This window comes from Streptomyces camponoticapitis (assembly GCF_014646115.1).
GTDB classification, from domain to species: Bacteria; Actinomycetota; Actinomycetes; order Streptomycetales; family Streptomycetaceae; genus Streptomyces; species Streptomyces camponoticapitis.
On the sequence record NZ_BMMV01000001.1, the window covers coordinates 256917 to 280858 of the forward strand.

Sequence of the window (23942 nt, forward strand, 5' to 3'; positions counted from 1 at the left end):
GGCTGTTAGTCCTCCCCCAGGATCTGCGGCACCTTGAAACGCTGCTGCTCCTGGGCCGGGGCGCCGGAGAGCGCCTGCTCGGGGGTGAGCGACGGGCGTACCTCGTCCGCGCGCATGACGTTCGTCAGCGGCAGCGGGTGGGAGGTCGGCGGAACGTCTTGGTCGGCGACCTCGGATACGCGGGCGACCGCGCCGATGATGTCGTCGAGCTGACCGGCGAAGTGATCGAGCTCTTCGTCCTTCAGCTCCAGACGTGCCAGCCGTGCGAGGTGGGCGACCTCCTCGCGCGTGATGCCAGGCATGCGGCGATCCTCTGGGTGAGTGTCGGGATTTTGACCCAATCCTATGGGGCGCGACACCGTGCCCACGAAACGGTTTCCCGTTCCGCCGCGCTGTCCGGGCCGTGTACGGGCGTCCGCCGGCCGCGTAGAGGCGTCGTACAGGCCTCTGTTACTGGACCACTCGGCTGGAGGGACCGGACGCGTCGGTGCGCGGCGGCTCCAGGGCGGGTGCGGGCGGCGGGCGGTGCCAGCCGGTCTCACCGCGGGCCAGCAGCCAGGACGTCGCCTCGTGCGGGGGCATCGCGGCGGCCACGAGCCAGCCCTGGACGGCGTCGCAGCCCAGGTCGCGCAGGCGCTCCCAGGTCTCGTCGTCCTCGACGCCCTCGGCGACGACCACCAGGCCCAGCGAGTGCGCCAGGTCGATCGTGCAACGGACGATCTCCGCGTCCTCGTTGTCGATGGCGAGGCGGGCCACGAACGAACGGTCGATCTTCAGTTCACTCACGGGGAGACGGCGCAGATGGACCAGCGACGAGTAGCCCGTGCCGAAGTCGTCGAGGGACATCTTCACGCCGTGGCCCGTCAGGCCCGCCAGGGTGTCGGCGGCCCGCTGCGGGTCCTCCAGCAGGACGTGCTCGGTTATCTCCAGTTGGAGCGCCCCGGCCGGGACGCCGTGCCGGGCGAGCCGGGCGGCGACCGCGCCGGCGAAGCCGGGGGTGTGGACGTCGCGCGGCGAGACGTTGACGGCCACCGGTACGAACAGGCCCTGGGCCCGCCAGCGGGCGACCTGGCCGAGGGCCGATTCCAGTACGTACTCGGTGAGGTAGGGCATCAGGCCCGAGGACTCGGCGATCGCGATGAACTCGTCCGGGGGCACTCTTCCCCGGTCGGGATGCACCCACCGTACGAGCGCCTCCAGGCCGACGACCTGGCCGTCGAAGCGGACCTTGGGCTGGTAGTGCAGCTCCACGTCGCCCGCGTCGAGCGCGCGCCGAAGATCGCCCAACAGGCCCAGCCGGTCGGGGGTGTTGGAGTCCCGCTTGGACTCGTACACCTCCACGCCCGTACGGTCCCGCTTGGCCTGGTACATCGCGACGTCGGCCCGCTGGAGCAGCCCTTCCGCGTCCACCGCGTGCTCGGGGTAGACGGCGACGCCGGCGCTGGCCTCCAGGACGAGCGTCAGTCCGTCCAGGTCGAGCGGCGAGGACAGTTCGGCCGCGAGATGGCGGGCAACGCGCTGAGCGCTGGTCGTGGAGTCGACCAGCGGCAGCAGTACGGCGAACTCGTCACCGCCGAGCCGCGCGGCCTCCGCCCCACGCGGCAGGGCCAGCTTGAGCCGCTCCGCTATCTGCAACAGGAGTCTGTCGCCCGCGAGATGACCGAGTGTGTCGTTGACGGAGCGGAACCGGTCGAGGTCGATCAGCACCAGCGCCGAGCGTGCGCCGAGGGTCTTGGCCTCCTCCAGCGCCGTCCAGGTCCGCTCCAGGAGCCACTGCCGGTTGGGCAGCCCGGTGAGGGGGTCGCGCAGTTGCTCCTCGGCCCGTGCCCTGGCGATCCAGAGCGTCGAGTCGAGGGCGATCAGCGGGACGGCGAACAGGGGCAGCACCACGGGTCTGGAGACGGCGACGACACAGATCAGTGGAGTGATTCCGAGCAGTGCGACGGCGAGCAGGCTCTGGCGAAGCAGGGCCGTACGGGCGACGGTCGGCAGGCCGCCGCCCTGCGGGGTCAGCGAATACCACAGGAGCAGCCGGGTCACCACCAGATAGGCCCCGGCAGCCAGCACGATCTCCGGGACGGTGCCGATCCCCCAGTGGAGGGGCTGCCAGGGCTTCTCGACGGTCGGTACGTCGCCGAAGGCGAGCAGGACCAGCGCCGCCGCCCCGATGCCGAGGATGTCCACGGCGCCGTGCAGGGCGCCCTGGCGCCAGCGGTGCCGGCGGGCGATGCCGACCAGGACCACGACGGCGAGGCTGACGAGGCCGGCGGCCACCCAGCCGTACAGGAGCAGCACCGCGAGGGTGAGGGCGGCGCCGGAGCCGGTGCCGCCCCACCAGCGGTCGCGGCCGAGTGCGACGAGATGGCCGACGACGATGCCGGTGAGGACCGCGAGCGACCAGCCCGTGGTGCCGTCAGGGAAGAGCGCCCGGCCGTCCCGGATCTGCAGGAATATGCCGAGTGCCAGCATGAGGGCGGCGAGGCCCACCACGACGAGGCCGACTCCGGCGGACGTGCCTCCAACTCCCGCGAAGGCGCGCGGGCGTGAGACCGGGGCGGCGCTCTCGGTCGGTTTCATTCCCGTCCCTCTCACAGCCGGCAGTGCCGTTACCACGCGATGGCACGTTGTCATGCCACCACGACTGATTTCCCACACGCAGCCGTGCACGACAGGCGTACCCCTCAACAGTAGGCCGCGAACGGCGTCGGCGGGCAGCGCTCTACCGCTGTTGCCCGAATGCAACCCGCCCTTCCGTATCCATCTGGTATGCGCCGAACGGGTGACCCACGAGGGCTCGTTGTGCCCGTTCGGTCACTCCTTTCCACTCTCCGCAGACGCCTCGTCAGCCGCCTTCGGGGCATTCTTGGCCGATTCCGTCGCCCCCTCATCGGGGGCCTCCGGCGCCTGTACAGCGGCTTCCCGCGCCGCGTCGGGGCCTTCGGCGAGCAGGACGGCGAACCCCGCCTCGTCGAGCACCGGCACCTTCAGCTGCATCGCCTTGTCGAACTTGGAGCCGGGGTTCTCACCGACCACCACGAAGGCCGTCTTCTTCGACACAGCGCCGGTCACCTTCGCTCCGAGCGTCTGGAGCGCCTCTTTCGCGCCATCCCTGGTGTGATTTTCGAGCGTGCCCGTGACGACGACGGTGAGGCCCGCCAGCGGGCGCGGTCCCTGGTCCTCGTCGGCGCCCTCGTTCTCCATCCGGACCCCGGCCTCGCGCCACTTGCGCAGGATCTCGCGGTGCCAGTCGACCTCGAACCACTGCTTGAGCGAGGCGGCGATCGTCGGGCCGACTCCCTCGACGGCGGCCAGCTCTTCCTCGGTGGCCTGTTCGATACGGTCGATGGAGCGGAACTCCCGGGCGAGCGCCACCGAGGCGACCGGCCCCACGTGCCGGATGGAGAGCCCCGCGATGACCCGGTCCAGGGGGCGCTGCTTGGCGGCCTCGATGTGCTCCAGCATCGACAGCGCGTTCTTCTTCGGCTCGCCCTTCTGGTTGGCGAAGACGGTAACGATCTTCTCCTCGCCGGTCTCCGGGTCCCGCTTGGGCAGACCGGTGTCCGCGTCGCGCACGTACGCCTTGATGGGCAGCAGCTGGTCAACGGTGAGGGTGAAGAGGTCGCCCTCGTTGAGCAGCGGGGGCGTCGGCGGCTCCAGCGGCTTCGTCAGCGCGGCGGCGGCCACATAGCCGAAGTTCTCGATGTCCAGGCACTTGCGGCCGCCGAGATAGAACAGCCGCTCGCGCAACTGGGCGGGACAGGAACGGGCGTTGGGGCAGCGCAGGTCGATGTCCCCCTCCTTCATGGCCCGCAGTTCGGTCCCGCACTCGGGGCAGACGGTGGGCATCTCGAACTCGCGCTCGCTGCCGTCCCGCAGATCGGCGACCGGTCCGAGGATCTCCGGGATGACGTCGCCCGCCTTGCGCAGGACCACCGTGTCGCCGATGAGGACGCCCTTGGCCTTCACCACGTCCTGGTTGTGGAGCGTGGCGAACTCGACCTCGGAGCCGGCGACCTTGACCGGCTCGACCACCGCGTACGGAGTGACCCGCCCGGTTCGACCGACGCCCACCCAGATGTCGATCAGCTTGGTGTTGACCTCCTCCGGCGCGTACTTCCAGGCGATGGCCCAGCGCGGGGCACGGGAGGTCGAACCGAGCCTGCCCTGGAGGGGGATCTCGTCCAGCTTGACGACGACACCGTCGATCTCGTGCTCCACCGAGTGGCGGTTGTCGCCGAAGTACGCGATGAACTCCCGTACACCGGCGAGGTCGTCGACGACCTTGTTGTGCTGGGCCGTCGGCAGGCCCCACTCCTCCAGCAGTTCGTACGCGTGCGAGAGACGGTCGATGTCGAAGCCCTGGCGCGCGCCGATGCCGTGCACCACCATGTGCAGCGGACGGGACGCGGTGACCTTGGGATCCTTCTGGCGCAGCGAACCCGCCGCCGCGTTACGGGGATTGGCGAACGGCTTGTCGCCCGCCTCGACCAGCCGGGCGTTGAGATCCTGGAAGGCCTCCATCGGGAAGTAGACCTCGCCGCGGATCTCCACCAGCTCCGGGACCCGGTCGCCCTTCAGCCGGTGCGGGATCTCCGCGATCGTACGGACGTTGGGCGTGATGTCCTCGCCCGTGCGGCCGTCGCCGCGGGTCGCGGCGCGGGTGAGTCTGCCCTGCTCGTAGGTGAGATTGACGGCGAGGCCGTCCACCTTCAGCTCGCACAGGAGGTGGTAGCCCGGGGCGCCCACCTCCCTGGCGACGCGCTCCGCCCAGGACGCCAGCTCCTCGTCGTCGAACGCGTTGTCCAGCGAGAGCATGCGCTCGCGGTGCTCGACCGCGGTGAACTCCGTCTCGTACGCCCCCGCGACCTTCTGGGTCGGCGAGTCTGGCGTACGCAGCTGCGGATACCGCTCCTCCAGCGCCTCCAGGTCGCGCAGCAGTGTGTCGAACTCGCCGTCGCTGACGACCGGCTGGTCCTTCACGTAGTAGCGGAAGCGGTGCTCCTCGACCTGCTCGGCGACGTGCGCGTGCCGCTCACGCGCTTCCGCGGGTACTGCCGTCTGCTGTTCGCCGGCCACCGTTTCATCCTCCCGTTCCACCGCTCACCGCGATGACCGCGATCAGCGCGAGCCATGTCTCGCCGATGTCACTCAGGGTTGTCCGCGAGAGATCGCGCCGCCCTGACACAGTGCTCCATGGCGGCACGGGCGTACGCGGGCGAAGCACCCGCGAGACCGCATGCCGGAGTGATCACCACGGACTCCGCCAGAGTCCCCGGATCCAGCCCCAGCCTGCGCCACAGCGTTCTGATACCCATGACGCTACCCCCCGGGTCCGACAACGGGGCGTCCGTGCCTGGCACCACCCCGGCGAGGAGTTTCACGCCGCCCTCCACGGCCTCGCCGATCGTGTCGTCGTCACGCTCGGTGAGCAGCGAGAAGTCGAACGACACGGCCTCGGCCTCCGCACGTCGCAGCAGCGCGAACGGCACGTCGGGAGCGCAGGAGTGGACGAGGGCGGGGCCGTCGTTCGCCCGCATCACCTGGCGCAGGGTGTCCTCGACGACCTGCCGGTCCACCGCCCGGTGGGTGCGGTAACCGCTGGCCGTCCTGATCTGCCCGCGCAGTACGGCGGTGAGGGACGGCTCGTCGAGCTGGAGCACCGGCCTGGCGCCGGGCACCCTGTGCCGTACGTCGGCGAGATGGGCCGTCAGCCCCTCCAGCAGGGATCCGGCCAGGTCGCGGCAGGCTCCGGGGTCGCTGAGCGCCGACTCGCCGTTGCGCAGTTCCAGGGACGCGGCGAGCGTCCACGGGCCGACGACCTGGATCTTGAGCGGGCCCTCGTACCCTTGCGTGAACTCTTCGAGCGCGTCGAGATCCTCGCCCAGCCAGGACCGGGACCGCCGAGTGTCACGGCCGGGGCGGTCGCCGATGCGCCAGCCGCTGGGCTCCACCCGGGCGAAGACCTCGACGAGCAGCCCGGCGGTCCGGCCGATCATGTCGGCGCCGGGGCCGCGGGCGGGCAGTTCGGCGAGGTGCGGGAAGTCCTCGAAGGTGCCCGTGACGGCCTTGGCGGTCTCGCGTGCGTCGTCGCCCGGCATGGACCCGACGCCGGTGGCGGCGCCCCATACGGGCTTCGCCGGGACGTCGGCCGGGGCCCCGTCGGTCCGCCGGTCCGGCTCGCCGCCGCTGTCGAACCTGCCGTCGAACCCGCCGTCGGTCCTGTCGTCGGTCTGGTTCATCGTCCCGGCCGCACCGTCAGGTCGTTAATCTCCGCGTCGCGCGGCAGGTCCAGTGCGGTGAGGATCGTCGTCGCGACCGACTCCGGGTCGATCCAGCGGGGCGCGTCGTACTCCTTGCCCTCCTGGCGGTGCACCTTGGCCTGCATGGGAGTGGCCGTACGGCCGGGATAGACCGAGGTGACGCGCACACCGTTCGGCCGTTCCTCCTGACGGAGGGCGTCGGCGAGCGCCTTGAGGCCGTGCTTGGACGCGGCGTACGCGCCCCACATCGCATGGGCGTTCAGGCCGGCGCCGGAGTTGACGAAGATCACCTGGCCCTTGGCGGCGCGCAGTTGGGGCAGGAAGAGACGGGTCAGCTCCGCCGGCGCGACAAGATTCACATTGAGCTGACCGGTCCAGGTCCTGGTGGTCAGCTCGCCGATCTGGCCGAGCTCGACGACGCCCGCGAAGTGCAGGAGCGAGTCCAGCCGGTCGGGGAGCGTCTGGTGCGACAGCGCCCAGGAGAGCCGGTCGGGGGTCGCGAGGTCGCCGACGAGCGTACGGGCGCCGGGGAAGTCCGCGGCGATTTCCTTGCCGCGGCCGGCGTCGCGGGAGAAGAGCAGCAGGTCGTCGCCGCGCTCGTGCAGTCGGCGCGCGACAGCGGCGCCGATGCCGGAGCCCGCGCCGGTGATCAGATGGGTAGCCATGGGGTCATGTTCGCATCACCCCATGGCGAGTCCCTACGGTCCCGCCTCGCGCCCGCGCCCGCTCAGGGCATGCCGGCGGACTCCTCCAGATAGGCGAGGGCGCCCACCGCCTCCTCCGCGAAGAAGACCAGCTCGGTCAGTGGCACCGGGAGGAAGCCCTCGCTGTCCATACGCGTGAACTGCTCCTTGAGCCCGTCGTAGAAGCCCGCCGTGTTGAGCAGCACCACGGGCTTGTCGTGCAGGCCGTGCTTCTTCAGTTCGAGGATCTCGGTCGCCTCGTCCAGCGTGCCCGTACCGCCGACCATGATCACGACGGCGTCGGACTTGGCGAGAAGCAACGCCTTGCGCTCGGCGAGGTCCTTGGCGATCACCATCTCGTCGGCCCGTGCCCGCATGGAGGAACTCAGGAAGCCGACGGAGACCCCGACGAGCCGACCGCCCGCCTCCTCCACCCCGTCGGCGACGACCTTCATCAGCCCCGCGTCGGAACCGCCCCAGACGAGCGTGTGACCGCCCTTGCCGAGGAGTTCGGCGAATTCCCGGGCGGGGCGGGTGTACCGCTCGTCCAGGTCGGCGGCGGAGAGGAAGACACAGATTCTCATGGCCCCACGGTAACCGGGTGACCTCCTGGGGAAGAGGGCGTGACCGGCCGTTGCTGACGGTAGAAGGGACCAGCACGAGAAGCGGGACCGAGTTCACCGAAGGAGCGGAATCGCCATGGCCAAGGGCCACACCATCACCGTCGAGCAGGGCACGGAGCACGTACGGGTCGTGCGCGACGGACAGGTCGTCGCGGAGAGCCGCCGGCCGTTGCTGCTGCACGAGACGGGACTGCCCGTCCGTTACTACCTGCCGCCGGAGGACGTGCGCACGGAGCTGCTGACTCCGTCGGACACCACGACCCACTGCCCGTTCAAGGGCGACGCCTCCTACTGGTCGCTGCCGGACGCGCCCGATCTGGTCTGGGCGTATCCCGAGCCCAAGGACGAGGTCGCCGAGATCAAGAACCACCTCTGCTTCTACGAGACCGAGGTCGTCGCGGGCTGACCGCCCGGCCCCAAGGTCCCCGCTGGAGGGCCCGGAAAAGAATTTCTCCAATTTCCGCTCACCGGCGATGAGTTCCGGTGAGTCCGCCGGTCTCAACCCGTATGGACCAAGTGGGCAGGGCGAAGTCGGGGGACGGCACCCTCATCGCGTACCGGCGGACGGGCCTCGACGGGCCTCCGGTGATCATGGTGGGGGGAGCGTTCAGCACGGCGGCGGCGCAGGCACCGCTGGCGGCGCTCCTCGCACCGCGCTTCAGCGTGATCACCTACGACCGGCGGGGGCGCGGCGGCAGCGGGGACACGGCGCCGTACTCGGTGGAGCGCGAGGTCGAGGACATCGCCGCCCTTCTTACGGAGGCGGGCGGCAGCGCTTCCGTGTACGGGGTGTCCTCAGGCGCGGCGCTGGCGCTGGAGGCCGCCGCGACAGGGCTGCCGATCACTCAACTCGCCGTGTACGAGCCTCCGTACGACACGGGCGCGGCCGGCGGCGCGGACAGGTCGGCCTTCACCGCACGGCTCGACGACCTGCTGTCGCGGGGGCGGCGGGACGAGGCCGTGGAGTTGTTCCTGTCGGTGGTCGGGGTGCCGCCCGACGTGGTGGCGGGGATGCGCCGGGCCGCGATGTGGCGGGGCATGACGGCGGTGGCGCACACCCTCGCCTACGACAACGCGGTGGTGGGTCCCGGACCGGTCCCCACGGAACGGCTCGCACGGATCACGGCGCGGGTGATGGTCGTGGACGGGGGCGCGAGTCCGCCGCCGACGCGGGTGGCCGCGCGGGCGGTGGCTGAGGCGCTGCCGCGCGGGCGGCACCGCACTCTGACGGGGCAGATCCACGAGGTGGCGCCGCATGTGCTGGCGCCGGTCCTCGAAGAGTATTTCGCCGCGGCGGCGTGAGGTCGGTGGGCGACATGAGAGCGGCGGAAGCGGTGGGGGCAGCCGTGGCGGTCGATGCGGCGGCGGCTGTGCCGATGGGGGCGGTGACGGAGGCCATGCTCGCCGCCCAGGCCCGGTGCAGGCACGGGCGCGTGGGGTTCAGCGGATCGCGTCGTCCGGCAGCAGCGCGTGGACGCCCCACACCTGGTTGGCGACCTGCGTCACCCGCAGATCGACCGTCGTACTCGCCAGAGCCAGCGCCGTGGCCCGCTTCACCCCGTACAGGGACGTCATCCACGTCAGCATCGCGTCGAGAGCCTGCGCCGACGCCTCGTTGAGGTCCGGGTCGAAGCCGAAGGTGATCCGGCCGGCCGGGGTCACCGCGTGGGGCGTGGGGAGGGGCGGGGACGGCTGGAGGTCCACGGTGAGCCGGGTCGTCATGCCGCACTCGACCGCCGTGCCGGAGACCTCCCCGTCGCCCTGCGCGGCGTGGCCGTCCCCGATGCTGAGCAGTGCGTCCGGCACGGTGACCGGGAGGAACAGGGTGGATCCGGCGACCAGTTCGCGACAGTCGATGTTGCCGCCGCCGAGGGTGCGGGGCGGTGTCGTGGAGTGCTCGCCCGGTTCGACCGGTGGTGTGCCGATGACGCCGAGGAAGGGCGCCAGGGAGATCGTGTGACCGTACTGGTCGGTGCCGGTGCCCTTGTCCGCGTCGAGGTCCCACACCAGCCACTCGCCGTCCTCGGCGGGCATGCCCAGCCGGCGGGTGAGCGGGGTGTCGGACGACGCCGCGGCGGTGAAGCCCCACTCGTCGGGGCGCAGGGACTCCAGTCGTACGGACAGGGCCATGCCCGGCTCGGCGCCCCGTACGGCGATCGGACCCACCAGGCAGTGGCCGCGCTGCTCGCCGAACATGCGCGGCACGGTCTCGTCCGCCGTACGGCGCCGCTCCAAGTGCCCCGAGCAGTCGAGGGTGTGGACGGTGAGGGTGTCCCCGGGGTCGACGGTCAGCACCGGGGGCAGTTCGCGCGAGAAGACGTTGCTCACCGTGCCGGGCACGGAGTCCAGGAGGTGCTCGGCCACGGGGGCTTCCCTTCGGTCGGCGCGGCGCTCGGGTCAGCCGGCGGCGCCGGACGAGGCGCCGTAAGGCATCGCCCCGGCGGTGACCAGGCTCCCCTCACCGTAGTCCGCCCCGGGGACGGGCCGGTAGCGGGCCCCACGGGACGCGACCGCGCCACCCGGGAGCCTTCTCCCGGGCGGCGCGGGGCTCAGCCGCGGCGCACGGTGAACTCGCCCCGGCGTACGCGCAGTACGGTCCGGCCGCCCTCGGTCGAGACACGCGCGCCCTCGCACCGTGCCGGGCCGTCCACCGCGACCACCGACTCCCCGCCGGTGGCGCCGAGCGCGCGGAAGGTCGCCCGGCCGTCGGCGGCGCCGGTGAGTTCCGCCGTGGCGTACGCGACGCGCAGGCCGGCCACGTCCAGTCCGAGCGGCAGGATCGCCGCCGTACGGCCGGGCAGGTGCAGCTTCTCGCCGCCGAAGAGAGGCTTGCCGTTCTCCGTGACCGTGAAGTCCTGGTCGTAGCCCGAGGAGACGTTGAAGGCGTGCAGCAGCCGTCCGCGCCCACCGTCCGCCGTCGTCAGGAGGAAGACCCCCGGGTCGGTCGCGCTGTGCCGGAGGGCCGGGGCCGCGTCCAGGGCGCGGAAGGCACGTCCCCAGAAGACCAGGTCGCACTGGTAGTCCGTGGTGATCACGACGGCTCGCCCCCGCCCGAGCGGGATGTCGAAGCCGCAGCCCTTGCCGGTGGACAGCTCGCGCAGCACCGTGCGGCCCCGCGCGGGCTCGCACAACTGGGCACGTGACAGCCGTACTTCGGGGAGCGGCGCCGCCCAGTCGTGGGCGGTGACGGACAGCCAGAAACGGTTCGCGTCGGTGAGCGTGGAGCCGGCCTTGAGGCCCAGCGCGTCCGCGAGCACGGTGCAGGGCTGGTCGGCCATGTCCTTGACCGGCAGCCGCCCCGCCAGGAGCAGCTTTCCGCCCGCCTCCGTATAGCGGACCAGGCGCCGCTGGAGTTCCGCCCCCAGATGCTCGCCGGTGGCCAGCGCGATCACCGGTACGGCCTTCGGGTCCGGATCGCCCGCTTGCAGGTTCACGCTCCGGTAGCGGAAGCCGCCGAGCAGCATCGCGCGGGCCAGGGAGCCGCGAGGGCCCGCGCCGCGCGTGTTCACCGCTTCGTCCAGCACGCGCTGGACGGATGCCAGCTCCGGCGGGTGGTACTCGGTCAGATAGTGATCGGGTACGAAACCGAGCGCCACGTCGTCGTAGGTCGTACGCATCGGTGCGAGGACATCGGCCAGCCCGCCCATCGCGCGTACGGTCTCCCGGGTCGACGCGTAGCTGATGCCCGGCCGGCCCTCCGGATCGACGGGTGCCGCGAAACCGTGCCGTTCGCCGGTGATGCCGATCCGGTCGTTCCCGTCGCCCGTAGGCTTGTCGAGCTTCGGGTTGAACCCGCCCGCGAACAGGTAGTAGTTGAGCATTTTCGCGCCCTGCGCGACACACAGACGGGTCTTGAGATCAACGCCCGACGGGCTGGTCTGGCTGTCCATGTTCTGCCCGTAGTCGGCGTGTCCCGCGTCGAACTCCAGCGCTGTGACCGGCTGGTCCTCGTCGTTGACCGCGTCCATGAACGCGTTGATGAGATACAGGTCGGTGACATTGCGCAGGGTCAGGTCGCCGAGGTAGAAGTCCGCTCCGGAGATCGTCCCCTCGATCCCCCCGTAGGTCTCCATCAGTTGGCTGATCCCGATGGGGAAGGGTTCGGCGCGGCTGTCGGAGGTGCCGTGGATGTTGATCACGAACGGGACTCCGGTGACCCCGTACTCCTCGGCGGCGGAGCGCAGTTCGGCGACGTACCGCGCGAAGCGGCCCCGCATGAAGCGGCCCAGATCGTGCATCAACGCCGCGCCGTACGCGTCTTTCGGGTTGCGGATCGCCTTGCGCCGCCCGGCGAGGTCCTCGCCCGCGAACGGGTAGCGGGCCCCGAGCCCGTCCCCGTACTCCTCGCGCAGCCAGCCGTCGAAGTCGGCCGTCACGTGGTCGGTGAGGTCGGGCGAGTTGCTGACCCAGGCCAGCATTCCGATCTCGTTGTCGAGCTGTACGGAGATGACGGGGCCGCCGCTGCCGTGCAGCCGCTTGGCGAGGACGGGCATGACCGCCGCGTACCAGTGGCGCATCTCCTTGAGGAAGGCGGGCGCGAGGTAGTCGACGGTGGGTGTGGTGGCGGGAGCGCCGTTCCAGCCGGTGGAGACGATCTCGGGGTGGTCCTTGCGCACCCGCTCGGGCACGCCCTCGCCCTTCAGCTCGGCCATGGTGAAGGGGCCGGGGCGGGCGATGAAGAGGAAGCCGTTGCGGTGGCAGAGGTCGATGAACGCGCCGAGGTCGCGCTCGGCGCGGGTACGGCCGGTGACGTCGACCGTGCCGTCGGGCAACTCGTGCCACATCCAGGGGATGTAGGAGGCGATGGTGTTGAGGCCGGCGGCCTTGGCGCGGTCGAGCCTGGACTGCCAGTCCGCCTTCTTCAGACGGAAGTAGTGGATCTCTCCGGCGAGTACGAGCACGGGCTTGCCGCCGATGAGGATCTGCTTGTTCCGGTACGTGACCGCGCCGGCCCGGGCGGTGTCGCCGGGCGCGGCCGTTGCCTCTGTGACGGCCTGGGCATCGGGGGCGGACAGGCCCGCGGTGGCGAGCGTACCGAGGGCGGCGCCGCCCAGGACGGTGCGGCGGCGTGGGGCGTGGGCGGCAGGCGTCATGGCGTCGTTCTTCCTGGGGGGAGAGCAGAACGGGGGGCGGCTCGGCAGCGCGGGCAGCATGTATGCGCTGCCTGTATGCGCATACATGCACCCTGGAGCAGCCCCTCACGCGCCACAAGAGCCCGTCTGATCACGCTTGGGTAACGGGGTCGGCCGCCGGTGATCCCGATCGGCCGGTGAACGGATCGGTCAGCCGGTCAGGGCTCCCGTGCGCCGGACCGTCGTCGCGATCGTGGCCGAGCCGACCACGCGCGTGCCGTCGTACAGCACGATCGCCTGGCCGGGGGCCACGCCCCGTACGGGCTCGGCGAAGTCGACGCGCAGGGTGCCGTCGATCAGCTCCGCCGTGACCGGTGTCTCGTCGCCGTGGGCTCGCAGCTGGGCCGTGTAGTCGCCGGGGCCGGACGGGGCCGTGCCGCCGCACCAGCGGGGCTTGATGGCCGTCAGGGCGGTGACGTCGAGGGCGGCGGCGGGGCCGACCGTCACGGTGTTGTCGACGGGCGAGATGTCCAGCACGTAGCGCGGCTTGCCGTCCGGCGCCGGGTGGCCGATCCGCAGGCCCTTGCGCTGGCCGATGGTGAACCCGTGCGCGCCGTCGTGCGTACCGACCTTGGACCCCAACTCGTCGACGATGTCCCCCTCCGCCTTGCCGAGACGGGCGGCGAGGAAGCCCTGGGTGTCGCCGTCCGCGATGAAGCAGATGTCGTGGCTGTCGGGCTTCTTCGCGACGGCCAGGTCGCGGCGCTCGGCCTCCGCGCGGATCTCGTCCTTCGTGGTGAGGGTGTCCCCGAGCGGGAACATGGCGTGCGCGAGCTGGCGCTCGTCGAGCACTCCGAGGACGTACGACTGGTCCTTGGCCATGTCGCTCGCCCGGTGCAGCTCACGGGTCCCGTCGGGACCGGTGACGACCGTCGCGTAGTGGCCGGTGCAGACGGCGTCGAAGCCCAGCGCGATCGCCTTGTCGAGCAGCGCCGCGAACTTGATCTTCTCGTTGCAGCGCAGACACGGGTTCGGGGTGCGCCCGGCCTCGTACTCGGCGATGAAGTCCTCGACGACATCCTCACGGAAGCGCTCGGCGAGGTCCCATACGTAGAAGGGGATCCCGATGACGTCGGCGGCCCGGCGTGCGTCGCGGGAGTCCTCGATCGTGCAACAGCCGCGCGCGCCCGTACGGAAGGACCGCGGGTTCGCGGAGAGCGCGAGGTGGACACCGGTGACGTCATGACCGGCTTCGGCTGCGCGGGCGGCGGCGACGGCGGAGTCCACGCCGCCGGACATGGCGGCGAGCACACGGAGAGGGCGCTGGGGTGTCTGAGTCATAGCCACACCAGCGTAAGGGTGCCGGGGAACCAGAATCGCGCGAGTATCCGTTGTCGGTCCATGGGCAAGAGAAGGCGGGGCGCCGTGAGCGGTGACACCCCGGGCGCGGGCGGCTCGGACGAGGGCGGGACCCCGGCCGGCGAGGGATCGGCGGGCAACGGGCACGGAGGCGGTGGACAAGGGAGCGGCGGGCCGGGAATCGGCCGGCGCACGCTTCTGATCGGCGGCGCCGCCGTGCTGGTGGGCGGCGGGGCGATCGCGGTGGTGGCGGGCCAGGACCAGGCGACGCGGCTCTGGTATCGGGTACCGGGCGTGGAGAAGCCGCGCAAGCCGGGTGAGCTGGATCACGTGGGCGCCGAGTGGGTGGCGGCGTCGTCGGCGAACTGGCGCCGGGCGGACCGGCCCGACGACTACGCCGTGGACCGGGTGATCATCCACGTCGTGCAGGGCAGCTACCAGACGGCGCTCAAGGTCTTCAAGGACCCGGCGCACCAGGCGGCCACGCACTACGTGGTGCGCAAGGACGGGCATGTGGCGCAGATGATCCGTGAGCTGGACGTGGCGTACCAGGCGGGGAACCGCTCGTACAACGAACGCGGCGTCGGCATCGAGCACGAGGGGTTCGTGGACCGGCCGGAGGACTTCACGGACGCGATGTACGCGTCGTCGGCGCGGCTGACGGCGGGGATCTGCGAGCGGTACGGGATACCCGTCGACCGCGAGCACATCATCGGGCATGTGGAGGTGCCTGGGACGGACCACACGGACCCGGGGCCGCACTGGGACTGGGACCGGTACATGAAGCTGGTACGGGCGGCGGGAACGGGGGCGCGGGCGGAGGGTTCGAGCTAGGGCGTGCTCGCGCCTGCGGGCCCTGACGGGGGCCGGGTCGGCCTCAAGCGCCGGCCGGGCTGGAGGTGGTCCCTGCCGCGTCCGGGTGCCGCTCCGGGGTCATGCCCGGACGACGTGATTTACGCCGCGTGCAGGGCTCGTTGGACCCGGGGGAACCAGGTCGTCCACGCGGCACAAATCAGCCCAAGTGTCCGGACACGACCCCTGCGCGTCCCCCTTCCAACCCGCGGGCCGGGGCTTGTGCGGATCCCCCACCGGCGCGAGGGGGGCGGGGTCGCAGGAGGGGTGTGTCCGGACACTCAGGCTGATTTGTGGCGCGGGAACAAGAACGTCTCCTCGGGTCCAACGAACGGTGCACGCGCCGTAAATCACGCCGTCCGGACATACCCCTCCGGAGGCCCCGAACCCCGCCCCCCGGCAACGACACAGCAACCAAGACCCGCAACCGCGCCGGACGGCGACCCCGTCCTAGCTCAGACCCGCGTTCCGCGCCCGCTGGACCGCCGGCCCGATCGCCGACGCGACCGCCTTGACGTCGGCCTCCGTGGACGTGTGGCCGAGGGAGAACCGCAGCGTGCCGCGCGCCAGTTCGGGATCGGTACCGGTCGCCAGCAGTACGTGGCTCGGCTGGGCGACCCCCGCCGTACAGGCCGATCCGGTCGAGCACTCGATCCCCTGCGCGTCCAGCAGCAGGAGCAGCGAGTCGCCCTCGCAACCGGGAAAGCTGAAATGCGCGTTGGCGGGGAGGCGGTCGACCGGGTCGCCGCCGAGGATCGCGTCCGGCACGGCCTTCTGTACGGAGGCGATCAACTCGTCGCGCAGGGCGCCGATGTCGCGCGCGAACTCGCCGCGCCGTTCGGCGGCGAGCCGCCCCGCGACGGCGAACGCGGCGATGGCGGGGACGTCGAGGGTGCCCGAGCGCACATGGCGCTCCTGGCCGCCGCCGTGCAGGACGGGGACGGGGGTGTACTCACGGCCGAGCAGCAGCGCGCCGACGCCGTAGGGGCCGCCGATCTTGTGGCCGGTGACGGCCATCGCGGCGAGCCCGGAGGAGGCGAAGTCGACCTCGGTCTGGCCGAAAGCCTGGACGGCGTCCGAGTGCAGCGGCACGCCGAACTCGGCGGCGACCTCGGCGAGTTCGCGTACGGGGAGGATGGTGCCGATCTCGTTGTTCGCCCACATCACGGTGGCGAGGGCCACGTCGTCGGGGTTGCGTTCGATGGCCGCGCGCAGGGTCTCGGGCGAGACCCTGCCGTACCCGTCGACGGCCAGATACTCGACGTTCGCGCCCTCGTGCTCGCCGAGCCAGTCGACGGCGTCGAGGACGGCGTGGTGTTCCACGGGGCTGGCGAGCACGCGCGTCCTGGCCGGGTCGGCGTCGCGGCGGGACCAGTAGAGGCCCTTGACCGCGAGGTTGTCGGCCTCCGTGCCGCCGGAGGTGAAGACGACCTCGCTGGGCCGGGCGCCGAGGGAGTCGGCGAGGTCTTCGCGCGCCTCCTCGACGGTACGCCGGGCCCGCCGTCCGGCGGCATGCAACGAGGAGGCGTTGCCGACGTCGGCGAACCGGGCGGTCATCACCTCGATCGCCTCGGGAAGCATCGGGGTGGTCGCGGCGTGGTCGAGATATGCCATGGTGTCGTCGATTCTACGAGCCGCGGCGGGCGCGGGTCGCCGTGGGCGGGGTCGGCCGGGGCGCGGGCCGTTCCGGAATGCGCCGGCCCCGCCCGCGACCGCTCCCTTCCGGGGCCGGTGGGGCGGCCCGAGAGGCGGAACCCGCCACCGGAATGATGGGTGGTATGACCGGTCGCAGCAGAAGAGCCGAGATGTTCGTCACCACCGAACCGGATCGCCGGTTCGACACCCGTACCACCGGCGACGAGCGCGCATTGCTCGTCGGCTTCCTGACGGCCCAGCGGGCCACGCTGGAGATCAAGTGCGCGGGCCTGGCGGACCTGAGGCTGTCGCGGCGCGCCGTACCGCCCTCCACGCTCTCGCTGCTCGGCCTCGTACGGCATCTGGCCGACGTCGAGCGCCGCTGGTTCCGGTCCGTCCTGGCCGGGCAGGACGCACCGCTCCGGTTCTCCTCGGTGGCCGACCCGGACGGCGACTTCGACGGCGCCGTCCCCGATCCGGAGGTGGTCGCCGCCGCCTGGGCGGCCTGGCGCGAGGAGGTGGCCTTCGCGGACCGGTTCGTCGCGGAGGCGCCCGACCTCGACGTCGTGGGCGAGGACGCGTGGCGCGGGACGGTCTCGCTGCGCTGGGTGCTGGTCCACCTGGTCGAGGAGTACGCCCGCCACAACGGCCACGCCGATCTGCTCCGCGAGGGGATCGACGGCGCGCGCGGGGTGTGAACGACTTCCGGGTCCGGGCCGCTGTCGGACCCGGCAATTAGCCTGACAGGCATGGATGGATGGACTCTCGACCGCACGTTCGACAGCTCGGCCGGTGACGTCCGGTGGGGGGTCCTCGGGCCTGCCGAGGGGGCGCCCGTCGTGCTGCTGCACGGGACGCCGTTCTCGTCGTACGTGTGGCGGGGCCCCGCGCGGGCCCTCGCGGGGCGTCATCGGGTGTACGTGTGGGACATGCCCGGGTTCGGGATGTCGGAGATGCGGCAGGGGCAGGATGTGACGCTCGGCGCGCAGGCGCGGGTCTTCGGCGAACTGCTCGGGCACTGGGGGCTGGAGCGGCCCGCCGTCGTCGCGCACGACTTCGGGGGATGCGTCGCCCTGCGCGCGACACTGCTGCACGGCGCGCGGTACGAACGGCTGGCGCTCGTGGATCCCGTGGCCCTCGCGCCGTGGGGCTCGCCCACGTACCGGCTCCTCGGCGAACACGGCGATGTCTTCGGCCGGTTGCCACCCGGGCTGCACCGGGCGCTCGTGCGGGAGTACGTCGGTTCGGCCAGCCACCCCGGGCTGAGCCCCGACGTCCTGGAGGCGCTGGTGGAGCCCTGGTGCACGGAGGCCGGGCAGGCCGCGTTCTACCGGCAGATCGCCCAGAACGACCAGCGTTTCACCGACGAGATCGAGGGCCGGTACGGCGAGTTGGAGCTGCCGGTGCTGATCTGCTGGGGCGAGGAGGACACGTGGATCCCGCGCGAGAAGGGGCGGCAGCTCGCCGGGCTGGTCCCGGGGGCCGAGCTGCGTCTCGTCGCGGGGGCGGGCCATCTCGTACAGGAGGACGCTCCCGCCGAACTCACCGTGGCGCTGGCCGACTTCCTCCGCCCGGCCGCGTCCCTCGGTACGGCTCGCTGACCGGGCCGCGCGGGCGGGCCGCATGGCGGGTGCGGCCGCGGCTCCCCCGCTACCGGGCCCCCGGCACCCTGGTCTCCCGGGGCGCCCTGGCCAGTTGGCGGGCCTGGGCGACCAGGCGGTCCGCGCTGTCCCAGACGTCCGCGTCCTCCTCCAGATAGCCGCCCGCCAGATTCCGCGTCGTGACGAAGACGCGCAGCGGCCCCGGCGCGGGCAGGCCGCGGATGTGCGTGGTCAGTTCGACGGTCGGGGTCCAGCCCTTGAGACCGAGGTCGAAGGCGGTCGGCGGGAAGGCGTCCACGGTCAGCAGCAGCGAGAGCGGGTCGGGCTCGCGGCCGTCGGCCAGGGAGAACCAGCCGCGCATCTCGCCCTTGCCGGACGGGGCGCCGATCGCCCAGCCGGCGGTCGCCGGGTCGAGCCTGACCGTCACCCGCCGAGAGAAGCCCGAGTCGTCCGGAAAGGCGGCGGGCCCGTCCTCCGTACCGAGGCACCGCTCGGGCGGCGGCAGCACGGGCGGCTTCACCAGGGTGCGGACGTCGTCGCCGAGCGAGTCCAGCGAGCCGTACGCGGCCATGACCCGGACGCGTTCGACCTCGGTGCCGTCCGGCTCGTACTGGAAGAGCGACGCCTGGCCGGTGGCGAGGCTCCGGCCGGTCCGCACCGTCTCGGTACGGACGACAGCCGGGCCGGGCTTCGACGGGGTCAGATAGTGGGCGGTGACCGTGAACGGATCGGGGTGCGGCAGCGCGTCGCGCAGGGCGCGGGCCACGATCGCCAGCAGATAGCCGCCGTTGACGGCGGAGAGGATCGCCCAGCCCTCGGAGAGGTCGGCGTCGTAGACGCCCGGTGCGCGGAGGGAGACGGAGGTGTCGCGGTCGAACTCGCTGTCCGCGCTGATTGCCTGCGCTGCCTGTGACATGTCCAGAACGGTACAACAACGCAATACTGAGCGGTAGCTTAGATTTTCGTCTCCGACGGCTCCTCGGCGGCCGTCGAGCGGCGGTTGTACGCGCGCGGCGCCCGCCAGTGGAAGCGCATCGCCAGCAGTCGCAGCACGAACGCGGTGACGGCCGCGAGCCCGCTCGTCAGCCCGTTCAGCGCGTCGAGCCGGATACAGATCACCACGGTCGTCGCGCCGACGATCGCGGGCACCGCGTACAGGTCACGGTCCCAACGCAGCAGCGACGGAACCTCGTTGGCGAGCACGTCGCGCAGGACACCACCGCCGGCGGCCGTCGCGAGGCCGAGCGCCGCGGACGCGGTGAGGCCGAGCCCGTACTCGTGCGCCTTCACCGTGCCCGTGACACAGAACAGCCCCAGCCCCGCCGCGTCGAAGACGTTGACCGCGCCCTGGATGCGTTCGACCTGCGGGTGCAGGAAGAAGACCAGGACCGTCGCGACCAGGGGCGTGGTGAAGTAGCCGAGGTCGGTGAAGGCGGCGGGCGGTACGGCTCCGATGATCAGGTCCCGGAGCAGACCGCCGCCCAGCCCGGTGACCTCGGCGAGCACCGCCATGCCGAAGACGTCGAAGTTCTTGCGGACTGCCAGCAGTGCGCCGGATATCGCGAAGACGAAGATGCCGGCGAGATCGAGCGAGTGCTGGACGGAGGGGGTGAACAGTTCCTCGAACACCCGACAGTTCTACACCGGCGGCAAAGCGCCGGGTCGGGCGCGCTCCCGCCGCCCCCGCGAACGCCCCCGGCCCGGCGAACGCCTCCCCCTCACACGGTCTCCGGCTCCGTCTCCGTCACCGCCGCGATCCCCGTCGACCTCGTCCGTTCCACCGTCCCCGCCTCGATCTCCGCCGCGAAGTGGCAGGCCACCCGGTGACCGTCCCCCACCACCGTCAGCTCCGGCCGCTCCGTCGCGCAGCGCGTCTCCTGCTTCCACGGGCAGCGCGTGTGGAAGCGGCACCCCGCCGGAGGGGCCGCCGGGGAGGGCAGATCACCGTGGAGCAGGATGCGTTCACGGCGGTCCTCCACGTCCGGGTCCGGCACCGGCACCGCCGACATCAGCGCCTTCGTGTACGGGTGCCTCGGCTCCGCGTACAGCGCGTCGCTCGGCGCCTCCTCCACCAGCGAGCCCAGATACATGACTCCGATCACATCCGAGATGTGGCGGACCACGGCCAGGTCGTGGGCGATGACGAGATAGGTCAGGCCCTTGGACTCCTGGAGCTCCTCAAGGAGGTTGATCACCTGCGCCTGGATGGAGACGTCGAGCGCGGAGACCGGCTCGTCGCAGATGATCACGTCCGGTTCCAGGACGAGCGCCCGCGCGATGCCGATGCGCTGGCGCTGGCCGCCGGAGAACTCGTGCGGATAGCGCGAGAGCGCGTTCGTCGGCAGGCCGACCTCCGCGAGGATCTTCTTGATCCGTTCGCGGCGTTCCTCCTGGTCCGCGCCGATGCCGTGCGCCGCCATGCCCTCCGAGAGGATCGACTCGATGTTCTGCCGGGGGTTGAGGCTGCCGAGCGGGTCCTGGAAGACCATCTGGAGGCGGTGGCGGATCTGCCGCATCTCCTCCTCCGGGAGCTTCGCCAGATCCGTACCGTCGAAGAGGACCCCGCCCTCGGTGATGTCGACGAGGCGCAGAACGGCCCGGCCGAGGGTGGTCTTGCCGCAGCCCGACTCCCCGACCAGGCCGTACGTCTGCCCCGCCTCCACCTTCAGCGAGACACCGTCGACGGCGTAGACGTGGCCGACGGTACGGTCGAAGAAGATGCCCTTCTTGACGGGGAAGTGGACCTTCACGCCGTCCAGTTCGAGCAGACTCATGAGGAGACCTCCGCCGTGCCGGCGGAAGTCTCCGCCGGGAGGACCGGGTTGACGCAGCGCACTTGGTGGCCGCGTGCGCGCGGTTCGGTGAGTTCCGGCGTGCCCGTCAGGCACTCCATCGTGTAGAAGTCGCACCGGGGCGCGAACGCGCAGCCGTCGGCCCACGCGATCTTGTCGTTGATCGATCCGCGGATGGGTCTGAGCGGATCGCCGCGCGGCGCGTCGAGGCGCGGGATGGAGCCGAGCAGACCGTGCGCGTACGGATGTGTCGGATGCGCGAACAGTTCGCGGCGGCCCGCCGTCTCCACCGCCCGCCCCGCGTAGAGCACATTGACCTGGTCGCACAACCCGGCGACGACGCCCAGGTCATGAGTGATCATCAGCAGCGCCGTGCCCTGCTGGTCGACCAGTTCCTTGAGGAGTTCGAGGATCTGGGCCTGGATGGTGACGTCCAGCGCCGTCGTCGGCTCGTCCGCGATCAGCAGGCGCGGCGCGCACGCCACCGCCATGGCGATGAGCGCGCGCTGGCGCATACCGCCGGAGAGCTGGTGCGGGTACTCCTTCAGCCGCCGGTCCGGGTCGGGGATCCCCACCCGGTCGAGCAGTGAGGCGGCCTCTTTACGGGCCGGCTCGCCCTTCAGTCCGCGGTGGCGGGTCAGGATCTCGGTGACCTGGATCCCGATGGGGACGACGGGGTTCAGCGAGGAGAGCGGGTCCTGGAAGATCATCGCGAGCTGGCTGCCGCGCAGGTCGCGGATCTTCTTCTCGCCCATGGAGAGCAGGTCCGCGCCGTCGAACTCCGCTCGCCCGCCGACGCTCACCCCCTTGCGCGGGAGCAGCCCCATCAGGGCGAGCGCCGTCACGGACTTGCCGCAGCCCGACTCGCCCACCAGGCCCACGACCTGGCCTTCCTCGACCTCGAAGGAGACTCCGTCGACGGCCTTGGTGTCGCGCCGCGCGCCGGAGCCCGCGCCCCGTCCTCCGCCCTGTCCGGCGAAGGTCACCGACAGTTCGTCAACCGACAGTAGTGCCATAGGACTTCAGCCTCGCAGCTTCGGGTCGAGGGCTTCCCGCATCGCCTCACCGAGCAGCGTGAAGCCGAGAGCGGTGACGATGATCCCGACCGCCGGATAGACAGACATCATCGGCGCGTTGTCGAAGAAGCGCTGTGCCTGCGACAGCATCACGCCCCACTCCGGGATCGCCGGGTCCGGATTGCCGAGGCCCAGATAGGACAGGGCGGCGGCCTCGATGATCGCGGTGGCGAGGCTGAGCGTCGCCTGGACGATGACCGGGCTGAGCGAGTTCGGCATGATCTGGGTGAGGACGATTCGGCGCTTGCGGATGCCCACCGCCTTTGCCGCCAGGACATAGTCCGAACTGCCCTGCGCGAGCATCGAGCCGCGCAACAGCCTCGCGAACACGGGCACTTGGACCACACCCACCGCGATCATCACGGTGGTCAGCGACTGGCCGAGCACGGCGGCGACGGACACCGCCAGCAGCAGCGAGGGCAGCGCCAGCATGATGTCGGTGACCCGCATGATGACGGTGTCCACACGCCTGCCCGGCTCTCCGCCGAGCGTCGCCGCCGCGCCCGACACGGCGCCGATGACGGCGCCGGCCACCAGCCCGATGAGCATCGACACGACGCCCACCAGCAGGGTCTGCCGGGCCCCGACGAGCATCCGGGAGAACTCGTCGCGGCCGAGGTGGTCGAGACCGAACCAGTTCTCGCCGCGGGGTCCGACGAAGCGCCCCTGGTTGGGGAAGACCTCGCCGCGCCAGTCCTGCGCCGTGGGGCTGTACGGGGCGAGCCACGGGCCGACGACGGCGATCAGCACGAACAGGCCGATCACGGCGCCGCCGATGATCGCCGCTTTGTTGGTACGCAGCCGCCGGAACGCCTCGCGCCACAGTCCGGCGCCGGAGGTGCTCTCGGTCCGCTCGGTGAGCTGTGCGAGCCGGTCGATCTTGTCGGCCCTCTTCGTCAGCTTCGGGGAGCTGTCCGGGGTGGCGTTCACGTCAGTGCACCCGCACTCTCGGGTCGATGAGGCTGTACGCCACGTCGACCAGCAGATTGATCAGGACGTACACCAGCGCGATGAAGAGGATGAAGCCGACGAGCACCGGATAGTCACGGGCGTCGATCGACGTGCGGATGAACGATCCGATCCCGCCGAAGGTGAAGACGGACTCGGTGAGGACGGCGCCGGACAGCAGGCTGCCGGTCAGCAGACCGACCGCGGTGATCACCGGCAGCAGCGCGTTGCGCAGGACGTGCCGGGCGCGTACGACGCGCTTGTCCAGGCCCTTGGACTCCGCCGTACGCACGTAGTCCTCGCCCAGCACTTCGAGGACGCTGGCCCTGGTCATCCGCACGATGACGGCGAGCGGGATGGAGGCGAGCGCGACGGCCGGCAGCACCAGATGCATGACCGCGTCCCACGAGGCGTCGAACTCACCGGTCAACAGGCCGTCCAGGACGGCGAATCCGGTGACTTTCGTGGCGTCGATGCCCGTGGACAGCCGGCCGTAGCTCGGGAAGATACCGAGGTTGACCGCGAAGAGCCCCTTGAGGAGCAGGGCCAGGAAGAAGACGGGGATGCAGATGCCGAGCAGTGAACCGGACACGGCGGTCACGTCGAGCCAGCTGCCCCGGCGCCGGGCGGCGAAGTAGCCGAGCGGGATTCCGACCACGATCGCGATGGCCATGGCGGCGACGCTCAGTTCGACGGTCGCGGGGAAGCGCAGGGTGAACTCCTCCCACACCGGCCGGCCCGTCTGTGTGGAGGTGCCGAGGTCGAGCTGGAAGATCCGCTTGATGAACCGTCCGTACTGGACCCACACCGGCTCGTCGAGCCCCAGCAGCCGGTTGATGCGCGCCACTTCGGCCTCGGTCGCCCGCTCGCCCAGGATCGCCGACGCGGGCCCGCCGGGCAGCCGGTTCAGCCAGAGGAAGAGCAGAACCGACAGACCGAGCAGGGTGGGTATCAGCTGCAGCAGTCGTCGTGCGACGAGTCTCAGCACCCCGCGTGCCCCTTTCCTAGGTGCGTAAGGACGAACAGCCCGCAGACGGGTCC

The 23942-nt window shown here is 71.3% G+C and carries 20 protein-coding genes and 1 pseudogene; 5 read left to right on the forward strand and 16 right to left on the reverse strand.

Annotated features, from left to right (window positions below):
- Nucleotides 1–5: 5 nt before the first annotated feature.
- The 6 genes from gatC to IEY79_RS01125 form a co-directional block, all read right to left on the reverse strand.
- The gene (gene gatC / locus IEY79_RS01100; protein ID WP_016642027.1) at nt 6–302 is read right to left on the reverse strand and encodes an Asp-tRNA(Asn)/Glu-tRNA(Gln) amidotransferase subunit GatC; all 297 of its coding nucleotides are present in this window, start codon (nt 300–302) and stop codon (nt 6–8) included.
- Between the two features lie 148 nt (nt 303–450).
- Nucleotides 451–2577, reverse strand: a complete 2127-nt coding sequence (locus IEY79_RS01105; RefSeq protein ID WP_189105311.1) for a putative bifunctional diguanylate cyclase/phosphodiesterase — start codon at nt 2575–2577, stop codon at nt 451–453.
- Between the two features lie 234 nt (nt 2578–2811).
- Nucleotides 2812–5076: an NAD-dependent DNA ligase LigA gene (ligA, locus tag IEY79_RS01110; protein ID WP_189105312.1), complete on the reverse strand. Its 2265-nt coding sequence runs from the start codon at nt 5074–5076 to the stop codon at nt 2812–2814.
- 68 nt (nt 5077–5144) lie between these two features.
- Nucleotides 5145–6239 (reverse strand): methionine synthase, encoded by a 1095-nt coding sequence (locus tag IEY79_RS01115; protein ID WP_189105313.1) that lies wholly within the window; start codon nt 6237–6239, stop codon nt 5145–5147.
- Nucleotides 6236–6925 carry an SDR family oxidoreductase gene (locus tag IEY79_RS01120; protein ID WP_189105314.1) on the reverse strand — a complete coding sequence of 230 codons (690 nt, stop codon included), beginning with the start codon at nt 6923–6925 and terminating at the stop codon, nt 6236–6238. Before IEY79_RS01120 ends, IEY79_RS01115 begins: the two co-directional genes overlap by 4 nt.
- A gap of 62 nt (nt 6926–6987) precedes the next feature.
- On the reverse strand, nt 6988–7527 hold the full coding sequence (locus IEY79_RS01125; protein ID WP_189105315.1) for an LOG family protein: 540 nt from the start codon (nt 7525–7527) through the stop codon (nt 6988–6990).
- A gap of 115 nt (nt 7528–7642) precedes the next feature.
- Between IEY79_RS01125 and IEY79_RS01130 the strand changes: the two genes are divergently transcribed.
- Together IEY79_RS01130 and IEY79_RS01135 are read left to right on the forward strand one after the other, a co-directional pair.
- On the forward strand, nt 7643–7972 hold the full coding sequence (locus IEY79_RS01130; RefSeq protein ID WP_189105316.1) for a DUF427 domain-containing protein: 330 nt from the start codon (nt 7643–7645) through the stop codon (nt 7970–7972).
- A 110-nt stretch (nt 7973–8082) separates the two neighbouring features.
- Nucleotides 8083–8868, forward strand: coding sequence for an alpha/beta fold hydrolase (locus IEY79_RS01135; RefSeq protein WP_189105605.1), 786 nt, complete (start codon nt 8083–8085; stop codon nt 8866–8868).
- 138 nt (nt 8869–9006) lie between these two features.
- Here the strand turns inward: IEY79_RS01135 and IEY79_RS01140 are convergent, their stop codons facing one another.
- The 3 genes from IEY79_RS01140 to mnmA all read right to left on the reverse strand — a co-directional run bounded on the left by IEY79_RS01140 (nt 9007) and on the right by mnmA (nt 13979).
- Nucleotides 9007–9930 (reverse strand): acetamidase/formamidase family protein, encoded by a 924-nt coding sequence (locus IEY79_RS01140; protein ID WP_189105317.1) that lies wholly within the window; start codon nt 9928–9930, stop codon nt 9007–9009.
- Between the two features lie 185 nt (nt 9931–10115).
- Nucleotides 10116–12659 carry a beta-galactosidase gene (locus tag IEY79_RS01145; RefSeq protein ID WP_189105318.1) on the reverse strand — a complete coding sequence of 848 codons (2544 nt, stop codon included), beginning with the start codon at nt 12657–12659 and terminating at the stop codon, nt 10116–10118.
- Between the two features lie 189 nt (nt 12660–12848).
- A complete protein-coding gene (gene mnmA / locus IEY79_RS01150) occupies nt 12849–13979 on the reverse strand; it encodes a tRNA 2-thiouridine(34) synthase MnmA (protein WP_189105319.1) in 1131 nt (376 codons plus the stop codon).
- 84 nt (nt 13980–14063) lie between these two features.
- Between mnmA and IEY79_RS01155 the strand changes: the two genes are divergently transcribed.
- Nucleotides 14064–14831 carry an N-acetylmuramoyl-L-alanine amidase gene (locus IEY79_RS01155; protein ID WP_373292429.1) on the forward strand — a complete coding sequence of 256 codons (768 nt, stop codon included), beginning with the start codon at nt 14064–14066 and terminating at the stop codon, nt 14829–14831.
- Nucleotides 14832–15299: 468 nt separating this feature from the next.
- Here IEY79_RS01155 and IEY79_RS01160 read toward each other — a convergent pair whose 3' ends face one another.
- Entirely contained in the window at nt 15300–16463 is a 1164-nt protein-coding gene (locus IEY79_RS01160) for a cysteine desulfurase family protein (RefSeq protein ID WP_189105321.1), read from the reverse strand.
- A gap of 164 nt (nt 16464–16627) precedes the next feature.
- Between IEY79_RS01160 and IEY79_RS01165 the strand changes: the two genes are divergently transcribed.
- Together IEY79_RS01165 and IEY79_RS01170 are read left to right on the forward strand one after the other, a co-directional pair.
- Nucleotides 16628–17182, forward strand: a complete 555-nt coding sequence (locus IEY79_RS01165) for a DinB family protein (protein WP_189105322.1) — start codon at nt 16628–16630, stop codon at nt 17180–17182.
- A 51-nt stretch (nt 17183–17233) separates the two neighbouring features.
- Nucleotides 17234–18085: an alpha/beta fold hydrolase gene (locus tag IEY79_RS01170; RefSeq protein ID WP_189105323.1), complete on the forward strand. Its 852-nt coding sequence runs from the start codon at nt 17234–17236 to the stop codon at nt 18083–18085.
- Between the two features lie 49 nt (nt 18086–18134).
- Here IEY79_RS01170 and IEY79_RS01175 read toward each other — a convergent pair whose 3' ends face one another.
- From IEY79_RS01175 to IEY79_RS01200, 6 genes and pseudogenes are all read right to left on the reverse strand, one after another.
- Nucleotides 18135–19001, reverse strand: coding sequence for a thioesterase family protein (locus tag IEY79_RS01175; protein ID WP_189105324.1), 867 nt, complete (start codon nt 18999–19001; stop codon nt 18135–18137).
- 38 nt (nt 19002–19039) lie between these two features.
- Nucleotides 19040–19714, reverse strand: a complete 675-nt coding sequence (locus tag IEY79_RS01180) for a trimeric intracellular cation channel family protein (RefSeq protein WP_189105325.1) — start codon at nt 19712–19714, stop codon at nt 19040–19042.
- 104 nt (nt 19715–19818) lie between these two features.
- Nucleotides 19819–20859: pseudogene (locus IEY79_RS01185) on the reverse strand (ABC transporter ATP-binding protein); the annotation flags it as partial.
- The gene (locus tag IEY79_RS01190) at nt 20856–21893 is read right to left on the reverse strand and encodes an ABC transporter ATP-binding protein (RefSeq protein ID WP_189105327.1); all 1038 of its coding nucleotides are present in this window, start codon (nt 21891–21893) and stop codon (nt 20856–20858) included. The gene IEY79_RS01190 and the pseudogene IEY79_RS01185, both read right to left, overlap by 4 nt.
- Nucleotides 21894–21899: 6 nt before the next feature.
- Entirely contained in the window at nt 21900–22853 is a 954-nt protein-coding gene (locus tag IEY79_RS01195) for an ABC transporter permease (RefSeq protein ID WP_189105606.1), read from the reverse strand.
- Between the two features lie 31 nt (nt 22854–22884).
- Nucleotides 22885–23889, reverse strand: a complete 1005-nt coding sequence (locus IEY79_RS01200) for an ABC transporter permease (RefSeq protein WP_189105328.1) — start codon at nt 23887–23889, stop codon at nt 22885–22887.
- Nucleotides 23890–23942 lie beyond the last annotated feature (53 nt).

Coding starts and splice junctions, on each gene's coding strand:
- gatC (WP_016642027.1), bottom strand. CDS start 302: ATGCCTGGCATCACGCGCGAGGAGGTCGCCCACCTCGCACGGCTGGCA.
- IEY79_RS01105 (WP_189105311.1), bottom strand. CDS start 2,577: ATGAAACCGACCGAGAGCGCCGCCCCGGTCTCACGCCCGCGCGCCTTC.
- IEY79_RS01115 (WP_189105313.1), bottom strand. CDS start 6,239: ATGAACCAGACCGACGACAGGACCGACGGCGGGTTCGACGGCAGGTTC.
- IEY79_RS01120 (WP_189105314.1), bottom strand. CDS start 6,925: ATGGCTACCCATCTGATCACCGGCGCGGGCTCCGGCATCGGCGCCGCT.
- IEY79_RS01125 (WP_189105315.1), bottom strand. CDS start 7,527: ATGAGAATCTGTGTCTTCCTCTCCGCCGCCGACCTGGACGAGCGGTAC.
- IEY79_RS01130 (WP_189105316.1), top strand. CDS start 7,643: ATGGCCAAGGGCCACACCATCACCGTCGAGCAGGGCACGGAGCACGTA.
- IEY79_RS01145 (WP_189105318.1), bottom strand. CDS start 12,659: ATGACGCCTGCCGCCCACGCCCCACGCCGCCGCACCGTCCTGGGCGGC.
- mnmA (WP_189105319.1), bottom strand. CDS start 13,979: ATGACTCAGACACCCCAGCGCCCTCTCCGTGTGCTCGCCGCCATGTCC.
- IEY79_RS01160 (WP_189105321.1), bottom strand. CDS start 16,463: ATGGCATATCTCGACCACGCCGCGACCACCCCGATGCTTCCCGAGGCG.
- IEY79_RS01165 (WP_189105322.1), top strand. CDS start 16,628: ATGACCGGTCGCAGCAGAAGAGCCGAGATGTTCGTCACCACCGAACCG.
- IEY79_RS01170 (WP_189105323.1), top strand. CDS start 17,234: ATGGATGGATGGACTCTCGACCGCACGTTCGACAGCTCGGCCGGTGAC.
- IEY79_RS01175 (WP_189105324.1), bottom strand. CDS start 19,001: ATGTCACAGGCAGCGCAGGCAATCAGCGCGGACAGCGAGTTCGACCGC.
- IEY79_RS01190 (WP_189105327.1), bottom strand. CDS start 21,893: ATGGCACTACTGTCGGTTGACGAACTGTCGGTGACCTTCGCCGGACAG.